13 protein-coding genes are annotated in these 11,030 nt (G+C 63.1%); 2 read left to right on the plus strand and 11 right to left on the minus strand.

Annotated features, from left to right (window positions below):
• Nucleotides 1–20 precede the first annotated feature (20 nt).
• From F758_RS0137665 to rpoZ, 10 genes are all read right to left on the minus strand, one after another.
• Complete coding sequence (locus tag F758_RS0137665; protein WP_024512685.1) at nt 21–602, minus strand: hypothetical protein; 582 nt, start codon at nt 600–602, stop codon at nt 21–23.
• A gap of 327 nt (nt 603–929) precedes the next feature.
• Nucleotides 930–1,682: a DNA repair protein RecO gene (gene recO, locus F758_RS0137675; RefSeq protein ID WP_024512687.1), complete on the minus strand. Its 753-nt coding sequence runs from the start codon at nt 1,680–1,682 to the stop codon at nt 930–932.
• Nucleotides 1,683–1,814: 132 nt separating this feature from the next.
• Nucleotides 1,815–2,195, minus strand: a complete 381-nt coding sequence (locus F758_RS0137680; protein WP_024512688.1) for a hypothetical protein — start codon at nt 2,193–2,195, stop codon at nt 1,815–1,817.
• Nucleotides 2,196–2,208: 13 nt separating this feature from the next.
• Nucleotides 2,209–3,138: a GTPase Era gene (gene era / locus F758_RS0137685; protein ID WP_024512689.1), complete on the minus strand. Its 930-nt coding sequence runs from the start codon at nt 3,136–3,138 to the stop codon at nt 2,209–2,211.
• Complete coding sequence (gene rnc, locus F758_RS0137690; protein ID WP_024512690.1) at nt 3,128–3,964, minus strand: ribonuclease III; 837 nt, start codon at nt 3,962–3,964, stop codon at nt 3,128–3,130. The genes era and rnc overlap by 11 nt, the downstream gene beginning before the upstream one ends.
• Entirely contained in the window at nt 3,961–4,719 is a 759-nt protein-coding gene (gene lepB, locus F758_RS0137695) for a signal peptidase I (protein WP_024512691.1), read from the minus strand. Before lepB ends, rnc begins: the two co-directional genes overlap by 4 nt.
• A gap of 282 nt (nt 4,720–5,001) precedes the next feature.
• Nucleotides 5,002–5,421 carry a holo-ACP synthase gene (acpS, locus tag F758_RS0137700; RefSeq protein ID WP_024512692.1) on the minus strand — a complete coding sequence of 140 codons (420 nt, stop codon included), beginning with the start codon at nt 5,419–5,421 and terminating at the stop codon, nt 5,002–5,004.
• The gene (locus F758_RS0137705; protein WP_024512693.1) at nt 5,418–6,170 is read right to left on the minus strand and encodes a pyridoxine 5'-phosphate synthase; all 753 of its coding nucleotides are present in this window, start codon (nt 6,168–6,170) and stop codon (nt 5,418–5,420) included. Before F758_RS0137705 ends, acpS begins: the two co-directional genes overlap by 4 nt.
• Nucleotides 6,171–6,197: 27 nt before the next feature.
• Nucleotides 6,198–8,471, minus strand: coding sequence for a RelA/SpoT family protein (locus tag F758_RS0137710; protein WP_024512694.1), 2,274 nt, complete (start codon nt 8,469–8,471; stop codon nt 6,198–6,200).
• A gap of 242 nt (nt 8,472–8,713) precedes the next feature.
• Nucleotides 8,714–9,106, minus strand: a complete 393-nt coding sequence (gene rpoZ, locus F758_RS0137715; RefSeq protein ID WP_024512695.1) for a DNA-directed RNA polymerase subunit omega — start codon at nt 9,104–9,106, stop codon at nt 8,714–8,716.
• A 329-nt stretch (nt 9,107–9,435) separates the two neighbouring features.
• Between rpoZ and F758_RS0137720 the strand changes: the two genes are divergently transcribed.
• Both F758_RS0137720 and F758_RS0137725 read left to right on the plus strand, forming a co-directional pair.
• On the plus strand, nt 9,436–10,065 hold the full coding sequence (locus F758_RS0137720) for a LabA-like NYN domain-containing protein (protein ID WP_024512696.1): 630 nt from the start codon (nt 9,436–9,438) through the stop codon (nt 10,063–10,065).
• Nucleotides 10,046–10,732, plus strand: a complete 687-nt coding sequence (locus tag F758_RS0137725) for a uracil-DNA glycosylase (RefSeq protein ID WP_024512697.1) — start codon at nt 10,046–10,048, stop codon at nt 10,730–10,732. The genes F758_RS0137720 and F758_RS0137725 overlap by 20 nt, the downstream gene beginning before the upstream one ends.
• 108 nt (nt 10,733–10,840) lie before the next feature.
• Here the strand turns inward: F758_RS0137725 and F758_RS51475 are convergent.
• The coding region (locus F758_RS51475) for a hypothetical protein (RefSeq protein ID WP_210200108.1) at nt 10,841–11,030 on the minus strand (190 nt) is incomplete at its 5' end.

Genomic DNA, 11,030 nt, shown 5'->3' on the forward strand with positions numbered 1-11,030 from the left:
TCCGATGGCTCCCGGCGTGGTCAGAACCGGTGCAGGCTTCCGCGGCTGAGGCCGGCGAGAAGCTTGGCCCCGGGGCGCACCAGGAGCGGCGTTCCGATCACCATCGGAACGATGTCCGACAGGCCGATGTAGAGCATCGCATACCAGAACGGAAAAATGCCCAGGAAGGCGAGGCTCGCCGACACCGCCGCGACCATGATGACGCCGATCACCGCGCAGACCACGGCGATCTTCGCCAGCACGGGTATCGAGAGATCGAAACTGGTCTTGCGCAGATTGACCAGCAGCGGCGGCACGGCACCGGTGAGCCCGACCATGATGCCATCCACGATCAGCGAGTGCGCTGGAATGAACGTGCCCGCCAGCAGCGACCATACGATGGTGCCGATATAGCCGCAGATGAAGCCGCTCTTCGGCCCGAGCAAGAGCCCGATCAAGGGCGGCAGGAACGCGAAGATGCGCCACTGGATGACGCCGGGCACGAGTTGAATTGGATTGGCGTAGGCCCACAATACGCCGGTCGCGACGCCGCACACGACGGCCAGGACGATGGGAAAGAACCCGACCGAGTCGGAATCGGTGTAAGTCATTTGCGAACTCATCTCATGCTCCGTCTGGCAGGAAATTTGACCATCTCGACATTGTTCGGCGACTCGCGCTGCGACCTCTGCGCGAGAATACCTCGCTCAATCGCAGAAATCGCGCTTCACCACAGATTTGCAGGCAAGTTCCGGGCCACGGACTGCGCAGATCGCCGGCACGCGGATTCACGTGGCCGCGCAAGTGCTGCGCATGGAGCAGAGGGTGATGTGATCGCTTTCCTGGTCGAGGTGTTGCTTTAGCGCGAACGCCCTGGCGCGTCCGCAATCGCGATGCAGTTGCCGATCAGCTCAAGGCGGCTCCGTTCGGCATGACGGAAGCGCGGCAGTTCAGGAGGCGACCGTCGCCTTCGACCGCTGCCTCGTCACGGCGCTGATGAAGCCGTCGCGGGCATCCGAGTGGCCCTGGCCGCGCGGCTCCAGCACATGGCGCAACAGGAATAGACCGGTGAGCTGGAAGCCGTCGAGCAGATCCTGATCGGACCAGGCATTTTGCCGGCGTCCATCCTCGCGCAGGAATGGCGGCAAGCGCAGCAGGCGGTCGCGCCAGGGCTCGCCGGCCGTGCGCGATACCGCACTGCCCGATTTCGGCGAGACGTAGATCAGGTCGGTTGTCTCGCCGGTCGCGGCGCAAGTCTGCAGATCAAGTCCGAAGCCGAGCTCGGCGAGCATTGCGAGCTCAAAGCGCACGAGATGCACCGCCGCTTCGCCTGCGTCGTCGAAATCGTCGAGCGTCCGCTCAAGCATCTCGTAGATATCTTCGTGCGGATCGCGTTCCGGCAACAGCCGCGCCAGCGACGCCAGATGGGTGACGCCATAGACCGCATGGGACGACGCGAGCAGGCCGGCGGCGCGCAGCCGCGTGCCCTCTATCGCGTAGGTGCCGAGATGCTCATCGAGCCGCGCCCGCCATACCGCACGCACGCTGTTGCCCGGCTGAAGCCAGGGCCGCATTCGCGCGCTAGCGGCCCCTCGCACCAGGCCGAGGTGCCGGCCATGGGCGCGGGTCAAAAGCTCGACAATGGCCGACGCCTCGCCATGCCGGCGCACCCCGAGCACGATGCCTTCGTCGGTCCATTCCATGATCAAAAGTGTATCACGTGGGGTGGGCTCAGCGAAGCAAGCGCCTGTCATTCCGGGGCGGTCCGAAGGACCGAACCCGGGATCTCGAGATTCCGGGTTCGCCCTTCGGCGCGCCGGAATGACGGCGGGAGGTCAGGCGTTGAACCAGCCCTTGGCGTCACCGGTGAAGGAGAAATAGAGCCCGAACGCGGTCAGGACGCAGGACACGATCTCGATGCCGCTGTCCAGTTCCAGGCCGTTATCCCCGATGACCTGCACCAGTGACAGCACCGACAGCACAAGCGCCGCGGCCAGCACCCAGCGCGGCCAGTTCTTGCGGTGCCGAGCGGCCAGGTGGACGAAATAGAGCAAGAGCAGGATCATGCCGCCGCCAAGGATCGCAGCGGCCAGGATCATGGAATCCGTCATCTCCGCGGTCGGTGTGCGGTCCTCAAAAGCGAGCGACAACGCGTCCAGCATCAGGGACGAATAGAGCAGCGCTTCGAACCACAGGACGTTATTCGGGACGTTCATCGGGATCGGCAAATCATTCCTTTGGGAACTCAAGTCCCATTTCCCGGTAACGGTCGGGATCGTCACCCCAGTTTTCGCGCACTTTGACGAACAAGAACAGGTGCACCGGCACGCCGAGGATCTCGGCGATCTCCTTGCGCGCTTCGGCGCCGATCGACCTGATGGTGGCGCCGCCCTTGCCCAGCACGATCTTGCGCTGCCCTTCCCGCTCCACAAAGATGGTCTGCTCGATGCGCACTGACTTGTCCTTGCGCTCTTTCCAACTTTCGGTCTCGACGGTGGATTGATACGGCAACTCCTGATGGAGCTGCTGAAAGATCTTCTCCCGGGTGATTTCGGCCGCCAGATGCCGCAGCGGCGCGTCCGACATCTGATCCTCGGGATAAAGGAACGGGCCCGCCGGCACCATTTCGGCGAGCGCGCGCCGCAGGTCCGCGACGCCGCTGCCCGACAGCGCCGAGATCATGAAGGTCCTGGCAAAGGCCAGGCGGTCATTGGCCGCTTTCGCCAGCGCCAGCAGTTTTTCGCGCGGCACGAGGTCGATCTTGTTCAGCACCAGAATCTTGTCATGCTCGACACCGGCGAGCCTGTTCAGGATGCCGTCGGCTTCCGCATCGATGCCGAGCTTGGCATCAAGCAGGACGCAGACGAGGTCGGCATCATGGGCGCCGCTCCATGCCGTCGACACCATGGCGCGATCGAGCCGACGCTTCGGCGAGAAGATGCCGGGTGTATCGACCAGAATGATCTGCGACTGGCCCTCGATCACGATGCCGCGGATCAGAGCGCGCGTGGTCTGCACCTTGCGCGAGACGATGGTGACCTTGGAGCCGACCAGCGCGTTGACGAGAGTGGATTTGCCGACATTGGGCGCGCCGATCAGCGCGACAAAGCCGCAGCGCGTTGGCGCAGGCGGCGCGTCGGCGCGCGCCTCATCCGTCATTGCCGCCGCCGCTGACGCCTTCGCGCTCGATCATCACCGAGGCGGCGACCTTTTCCGCCGCGCGCTTGCTGCCGCCGACCCCTTCGGCCGGCGCGAGTCCCGGCAGGTCCACTGCGACGCGGAACTGCGGATCGTGATGGGGGCCGGTGCGCTCGACCTCACGATAAACCGGTGTCGGCAGGCCTTTGCCTTGTGCCCACTCCTGCAGCACCGTCTTGGGATCGCGCAGCGGACGCCGCGGCTTGTGCATCCGCTCGGTCCAGTTGCGCGTGACGAATTCGGCTGCGGCCGTGTAGCCGCCATCGAGATAGATCGCGCCGATCACGGCTTCGCAGACGTCGCCCAGCACCGATTTGCGCAAGCGCGCGCCGACGCTGGCGCCGACGGCGCCGAGCTTGATGTCTTCGGCCAGTCCAAGCGACTTTGCGACGTCGGCGCAGCTCTCCTTGCGAACGAGCTCGGCGAGGCGCTTGGACAATTCGCCCTCATCCGCGTTGGGAAAGGCGCGATAAAGCATGTCGGAGACGATCAGCCCGAGCACGTGGTCACCCAAGAACTCGAGCCGCTGATAGCTCTCGGTGCGCTTGCGCTGGGATTTCAGCGCGGAAACATGGGTGAAGGCGGTCATCAGCAGGTTGGGATCGGCAAAATTGTGCCCGATCCGCGCCTCGATTTCCGCATGCGCAGGCTTGGCAGCCGCCGCGGCCTTGGAACTGGCCTTGCTGCGCTTCTTCTTCGCTGGTCTAGCCTCGCGCCCGGGCTCAGGCTCCTGGCTCTGCTGGCCGGCAAGCGAACTGGTCTGGATGTCCGGTGTGTCGTCGTTCATCGCACGATATTGAACAGGCGATTCCAACGCACCGTCCAGGGCCAGCGCCAGAACATCCAGGCGTGCTCGCCTTCCGCAATGGAGAAGAAGATCATCTGGGCGCGTCCGACGATGTTTTCGAACGGCACGTAGCCGACGGCGGACAGCACACGGCTGTCGGTCGAATTATCGCGGTTGTCGCCCATCATGAAGAAATGGCCGGGCGGGACGGTGTAGACGTTGGTGTTGTCGTAAAAGCCGTTGTCGACGCAGTCGAGCGTCTCATAGCTCACCCCATTGGGCAGCGTCTCTTTCCAGCGCTTCACGCGCGCGGTCGCCTCCGAGCCGCACGGATCTTCGCCGATGAAATCACTCAGCCGCTCACGCTCGACCGGCTTGTCATTGATATAGAGCAGGCCCTCCTTCATCTGGATCCGGTCACCAGGAAGACCGATCACGCGCTTGATGTAGTCGGTGGAGTCATCCTTGGGCAGGCGAAACACCACGACGTCGCCCCGTTGAGGCTCCGAGCCGAAGATGCGCCCCGAGAACAAGGGGGGCGAGAGCGGCAGCGAATAATGGCTGTAGCCGTAGGAAAATTTCGAGACGAACAGATAGTCGCCGACCAGGAGCGTCGCCTTCATCGATCCCGAGGGGATGTTGAAGGGTTGAAACAGGAAGGTGCGGATCACGAGTGCAATCAGGAGCGCGTGGATGACGACGCGGATCGTCTCGCCAAGGCCGCTTTCAGTTTTGGTCGGAGATGTCACGCTCATCGTTTCCTGCTTCCTATTCCGCCGACCGCCCCGCGCGGTGGCAGAACATCCCCACGCGAGCGGCGTTTTGCCTCGCGCTTATCGAGGGAATTGGTCCTGATTCTGATAGTGAGAGCCAATTCCGGCGCAAACCCGAATTCGCCCGTATGGAGTATCGCGCGGCTGTTTTAGACCGTTGCGCCCGGGCGCGCAACAAACGGCCGCATCAAAACTTTCCAACCATCTGAATTCACTGATATTTTTAGTTTTTGCCCGCGATGGCCGGCACCTACCCGGAGTCGGCTAGGATTCGTCCGAGCGCACGGCTGAAATGATGACGAAGGCCTGGGCCAAGGGCCAGTCATCGGTGATGGAGACGTCGATTCGCGCCTCAAAGCCCTCCGGCGTCATGGCCTGCAGGCGCGCCAGTGCCCCGCCGGTCAATCGCATGGTCGGACGCCCGCCCGGCAGGTTGATGACACCCATGTCGCGCCACCAGACGCCCCGCCTGATTCCCGTTCCCAATGCCTTGGAGCAGGCCTCCTTGGCGGCGAATCGCTTAGCATAGGTTGCAACCACCATCTTCTCGCTTTTAGCGCGTCGGGCCGCCTTGGCGCGCTCCTCTTCCGTGAAGATCCGGTCCAGGAAGCGGTCGCCATGCCGCTCGATCACTTTGGCGACGCGGCGGATATCGATCAGGTCGGAGCCGATACCGATGATCATATCCTGCTCCGGCCCCGGTCCATGGCCGCGCGCATGGTCCGCACGGTCGCGGCCAGTCCGACGAAAAGCGCCTCGCCGATCATGAAGTAGCCGATATTGAGCTCGGCGATTTCAGGGAGCGCCGAGATTTTCTCGGCGGTCTCATAATCCAGTCCATGGCCGGCATGGACCTCAAGGCCGGCCGAGCGGGCGAGCGCTGCGCCGGCGACGATGCGCTGCCATTCCGCCTCGGCCTTGTCGCTGTGCCCATCGACCACGGCGTCGCACCAGGCGCCCGTGTGGAGCTCGATCACGGGCGCGCGCAGCTTCGCCGCCGTCTCGATCTGCCGTGGATCCGCGGCGATGAACAGCGACACCCGGATGCCGGCATCGTTCAGGCGTGCGATGAAGGGCGCAAGCACGTTATGCTGGCCGACGACATCGAGGCCGCCTTCGGTCGTGAGTTCCTGCCGTCGTTCCGGAACCAGGCAGACGGCATGCGGCTTGGTCGCAAGCGAGATCCGCATCATGTCGTCGGTCGCCGCCATCTCGAAATTCAGCGGCTTTGAGATCTCGGCCTTCAGCCGCGCCATGTCGGAATCGCGGATATGGCGGCGATCCTCGCGCAAATGCGCGGTGATGCCGTCGGCGCCTGCTTCGATCGCCAGCAGCGCCGCCCGCACCGGATCAGGCCGCTCGCCGCCGCGCGCATTCCGCAAGGTCGCGACGTGATCGACATTGACGCCTAGGCGCAGCGGGGGAGCAGGCATGACCGGACTCGCTAAAATGAGAGCAATTTAACCATTCACGCGCTCGACCCGTGCGACCACGGCCTTGGCGCGCAACTGCGCGATGATAGCGCTGAGGTGCTTGAGGTCATAGACCTCGAGATCGATGGTCAGTTCGGTGAAATCGGGCGAACGGCGATACATGCTGATGTTGTCGATATTGCCGTCGTGTTCGGCAATCACGGTTGCGACCTGGGCAAGGCTGCCAGGCTCGTTGACGTTCTCGACCAGGATGCGTGCCGGAAAGCGCTGCGGCGTCGTTTCATCGACGTCCCAGCGCACGTCCAGCCAGCGCTCCGGTTCTTCCTCGAAATCCTTCAAAGCCGGCGACTGGATCGGATAAATCGTGATTCCCTCGCCCGGGGTCACGATGCCGACGATACGATCGCCCGGCACCGCGCCGCCGTTCGGCGCGAACTTCACAGGCAGATCGGAATTGATGCCGCGGATCGGGATCGCGTTGGGACTGCGGGCGGGCTCAGGCGGCGACTTGGCCGCAGGGCTCTTCTTCGCGCCGTAGCGCGCAACCCTCTCCTCCTTGTAGTCCGGATACATGGCCCGCGCGACGTTGGAGGCCTTCATCTCGCCGCGGCCGACAGCGGCCATCACATCCTCGATCGAATTGCGAGCGAGCCTCGGCAATGCCCCCTTCAGCTTGTCGTCGGCGTATTCCAGCTTGGCGCGCTCGAACAGGCGCTCGACGATACGGCGGCCGAGCCCGGCGTACTGATCGCGCACCGCGGCGCGGGTGGCGCGCCGGATGGCCGCACGTGCCTTGCCGGTCACGGCAAGCGACTCCCAGGCCGACGGCGGCGCCGATTGCGCTTCCGACGTCAGCACCTCCACTTCGTCGCCGTTCTGCAGTTCGGAGGACAGAGCCGAGAACTTGCCATTAATCTTGCAGCCCACCGCGCTGTTGCCGACGTCGGTGTGCACCGCATAGGCGAAGTCGATCACATTGGCATGCCGCGGCAACGCAATCAGCTTGCCCTTCGGCGTGAAGCAGAACACCTGGTCATGGAAAAGCTCCAGCTTGGTGTGCTCCAGGAACTCTTCCGGGTTGGCGCCTTCGGAGAGGATCGCAATGGTACTGCGCAGCCAGGCAAAGGCATTGGATTCGCGCTTCAACAGCTCGGTCGGCGAGCCAACACCTTCCTTATAGAATACGTGCGCGGCGATGCCGAACTCCGCTACGCGGTGCATTTCCTCGGTCCGGATCTGCAATTCGACGCGCTGGTTGCCGGGGCCGATCACCGTGGTGTGGATCGAACGGTAATCGTTCTGCTTCGGTGTCGAGATGTAATCCTTGAAGCGACCCGGTACCACCGGCCAGGTGGTGTGCACGATACCGAGCGCGCGGTAGCAGGATTCGATGTCGCCGACGATGACGCGGAAAGCGAAGATGTCGGACAATTGCTCGAAGCCAACCGACTTGCGCTCCATCTTGGTCCAGATCGAAAACGGCTTCTTGCGCCGGCCATAGACCTGCGCGGTGAGTCCGTTCTTGCGCAAATTGGTGGTGAGCTGGGTTTCGATCTCGCCGATCAGGTTGCGGTTGCGCTCCGCCAGGGAGTCGAGCCGTTGCTTGACCACCGCATGGGCTTCCGGATCGAGCGTGCGGAACGAGAGGTCTTCCAGCTCCTCCCGCATCTCCTGCATGCCCATGCGGCCCGCGAGCGGCGCGTAGATGTCGAGCGTCTCCTCGGCGATGCGCTGGCGCGATTCCGGCCGCACGAATTCCAGCGTGCGCATGTTGTGCAGGCGATCGGCGAGCTTGATCAGGAGCACGCGCACGTCGTCGGAGATCGCGAGCAAGAGCTTGCGCAGATTTTCCGCCTGCTTGGCCTCGCGCGACACGAGTTCCAGCCGCTTCAGCTTGGTCAGCCCCTCGACCAGCGCGCCTATCTCCGGGCCGAAGATCTGGTCGATCTCCGCCCGCGTCGCCTCGGTATCCTCGATGGTGTCGTGCAGCAGCGCCGCCACGATCGTGGCGTCGTCGAGCTTGAGGTCGGTGAGAATCGCCGCGACTTCCAGCGGGTGAGAGAAATAGGGGTCGCCCGAAGCGCGGGTTTGCGACCCATGCGCCTTCATGGCGTAGACATAGGCACGGTTGAGCAGGTCCTCATTCGTATCGGGGTTGTAGGAGCGGACGCGCTCGACTAGGTCATATTGCCGCATCATGCGGACGCGTGACTTTGGCGGCTTCGCCGGCGCAGAAGGGGCCATCGCGACCTGCTCGGTCGCCGCCTGCATCTGGGGTGGGCCTTGGCGCCAATACGCCATCGAAAACCGCCTCTCACGCTTTCGCGGCCGCAATATGCGGCGCTGCTCGACTGCGACCCAGTGTAACGCCAATCAGGCAGTCCGCCGATTAAATCGGGGGCAGCCTAAGCGGACGTTTGTGGGCCGCGGGAGAACCTAAGGTAACCACGAAAACGCCAACAAAAGCAAAGGCCCGGATAAGAATCCGGGCCTGTTAGATGTGGCGGCTGGAAAGGTCGGAAGCAAGCCTTGGCTTGATCGGCTTACTCGTCCTCTTCAGGCTGCTCCTCGGGCGGAGCCAAGCCCTCAAGCCCCTTCAAGAGCTCCTCTTCGGTCATGCGCTCGACCGCCACTTCGGTGTCGTCGGCATCGACGCTGGCGCCGGCCGAACCGATCAAGGGCACGGTATCGGGCTCGGGCTCGTCCACCTCGACGAACTTCTGCAGCGAGTGCACGAGCTCTTCCCGCAGGTCCTCCGGCGAGATGGTCGAATCAGCGATCTCCCGCAGCGAAACGACAGGGTTCTTGTCGTTGTCGCGATCAACCGTGAGTTGTGAACCGGAGGAAATCATACGGGCGCGATGTGCGGCCAGCAGGACGAGGTCGAACCGGTTGTCCACCTTGTCAATGCAGTCTTCTACGGTGACGCGCGCCATGGCCTGTCGCTCCGTTGGTTGGGGTCATAGATGTCGATTTGCTCGCTAGTTATAGAGCCGGGCGGCCTTTCGCAAGACTAATTTGTGATTTGGCCTCACCTGAACGCTCTGATAACCGATATGAGGGTGCGGGATCGAAAGCGGCACGTGGCGGTTTTGGACAAGAAAACGCTTTATTGCTTCGTCACAGTTATACCTTTATTGCCCCGCCCCTACCCGATTTGCGGTAATGTCCGAAAGACGATCCGGCCGGCGTCGGCAGTGCTTGAAATGCGCGGTCCCTGCCGCCGCGCCAAGAACGGATACCAAACAACGCGAGTAAGCAACGAATGTCCTCTTCCTCAAACAAGATCGCGCTCTTTATCGACGGCGCCAATCTTTACGCGACGGCCAAGACGCTCGGTTTCGATATCGACTACAAGCGCCTCCTCAAGGAATTCCAAAGCCGCGGCAATCTCGTCCGCGCGTTCTACTACACGGCGATCATCGAAGATCAGGAGTATTCCTCGATCCGCCCCCTGATCGACTGGCTGGACTACAACGGTTACACGGTCGTGACCAAGGCGACCAAGGAGTTCATCGACGCCAGTGGCCGTCGCAAGGTCAAAGGCAACATGGACATCGAGCTCGCCGTCGACGCGATGGAACTTGCCGAGCACATCGATCAGATGGTGCTGTTCTCCGGCGATGGTGACTTTCGCTCCCTGGTCGAGGCCGTGCAGCGCCGCGGCGTGCGCGTGACGGTGATCTCGACCATATCGAGCCAGCCGCCGATGATCGCCGATGAGCTGCGCCGCCAGGCCGACGTCTTCACCGATCTCGTGGAGTTGCAATCGAAACTCGGCCGCGACCCGTCCGAACGCCCCGCGCCGCGCGAGCCGCGTCATCATGCGCCGCAATTCCTGCAGCGCGCGACGACGATGGCGCCACGGGGCGGCGATGACGATTTCGACGATTGAGAAGCATGCGGCGGAGGCACCGACATCCTCTGCGCCGCTCGGCATCGAACCCGACCGCAACTGTCCGCTCTGCCCGAGACTAGCCGCATTCCGCGCCGAGGCGCGGGCGAAGCAGCCCGGCTGGTTCAATGCGCCGGTGCCCTCGTTCGGTGATCCCGCGGCCCGCCTGTTGGTGGTCGGACTTGCACCGGGGTTGCAGGGCGCCAATCGCACCGGCCGCCCCTTCACCGGCGACTTTGCGGGCAACCTGCTCTATGCGACGCTGCTCGAGTACGGCTTTGCGCGCGGCCGCTACGAGGCGCGGCCCGACGACGGGCTCGCGTTGGTCGATTGCCTCATCAGCAACGCGGTGCGCTGCGTGCCGCCGCAGAACAAGCCGCTGCCGGCGGAAATCAACACCTGCCGGTCCTTTCTCGCCGCCACCATCGATCATCTGCCGCGGCTGCGCGCGATCATCGCGCTCGGCCGCATCGCGCATGATTCTGTGGTGAAAGCACTGAAGCTGCGCAGTTCAGCGGCGCCATTCGGGCATGGCGCGATCCATCAGGCCGGGCGGCTGAAACTTTACGACAGCTATCATTGCTCCCGCTACAACACCAACACAGGCGTGTTGACGGCGGAGATGTTTCGCAGCGTGTTTGCGAAGGTGAAGGCGGATATGGATTAGTCGACAGTGAAGTACCTCCCAAGCCGTTGAGCGGGAGTCGATTTTGGGAGCGGAGCGAGGTTTGAGATTGCAAGCTTTTTGGGTTTGAAGGCCCGAAATCTTGCAATTTCATTTTTGCGATTGAACGAAGCCGCTGTGCGGCATTGAATTTGGCGCAGCAGTGGGAGTACCAACAAGCTTGCTGCCGTGGGCAGGTAATGCTTCGAACCAATAGGCTGGTGTACGGTCGGACCAACAATGATAGCGACCAACAACATCTCGACAGATCCAAGGGACCATACCGGGGCAGTTTTCTGCA

Origin of the sequence: Bradyrhizobium sp. ARR65, from assembly GCF_000472385.1 — a bacterium.
Lineage (GTDB): Bacteria > Pseudomonadota > Alphaproteobacteria > Rhizobiales > Xanthobacteraceae > Bradyrhizobium.

Coding starts and splice junctions, on each gene's coding strand:
- era (WP_024512689.1), bottom strand. CDS start 3,138: ATGACGGATGAGGCGCGCGCCGACGCGCCGCCTGCGCCAACGCGCTGC.
- rpoZ (WP_024512695.1), bottom strand. CDS start 9,106: ATGGCGCGCGTCACCGTAGAAGACTGCATTGACAAGGTGGACAACCGG.
- F758_RS0137710 (WP_024512694.1), bottom strand. CDS start 8,471: ATGGCGTATTGGCGCCAAGGCCCACCCCAGATGCAGGCGGCGACCGAG.
- acpS (WP_024512692.1), bottom strand. CDS start 5,421: ATGATCATCGGTATCGGCTCCGACCTGATCGATATCCGCCGCGTCGCC.
- F758_RS0137725 (WP_024512697.1), top strand. CDS start 10,046: ATGACGATTTCGACGATTGAGAAGCATGCGGCGGAGGCACCGACATCC.
- F758_RS0137720 (WP_024512696.1), top strand. CDS start 9,436: ATGTCCTCTTCCTCAAACAAGATCGCGCTCTTTATCGACGGCGCCAAT.
- F758_RS0137705 (WP_024512693.1), bottom strand. CDS start 6,170: ATGCCTGCTCCCCCGCTGCGCCTAGGCGTCAATGTCGATCACGTCGCG.
- recO (WP_024512687.1), bottom strand. CDS start 1,682: ATGGAATGGACCGACGAAGGCATCGTGCTCGGGGTGCGCCGGCATGGC.
- lepB (WP_024512691.1), bottom strand. CDS start 4,719: ATGAGCGTGACATCTCCGACCAAAACTGAAAGCGGCCTTGGCGAGACG.
- F758_RS0137680 (WP_024512688.1), bottom strand. CDS start 2,195: ATGAACGTCCCGAATAACGTCCTGTGGTTCGAAGCGCTGCTCTATTCG.
- F758_RS0137665 (WP_024512685.1), bottom strand. CDS start 602: ATGAGTTCGCAAATGACTTACACCGATTCCGACTCGGTCGGGTTCTTT.
- rnc (WP_024512690.1), bottom strand. CDS start 3,964: ATGAACGACGACACACCGGACATCCAGACCAGTTCGCTTGCCGGCCAG.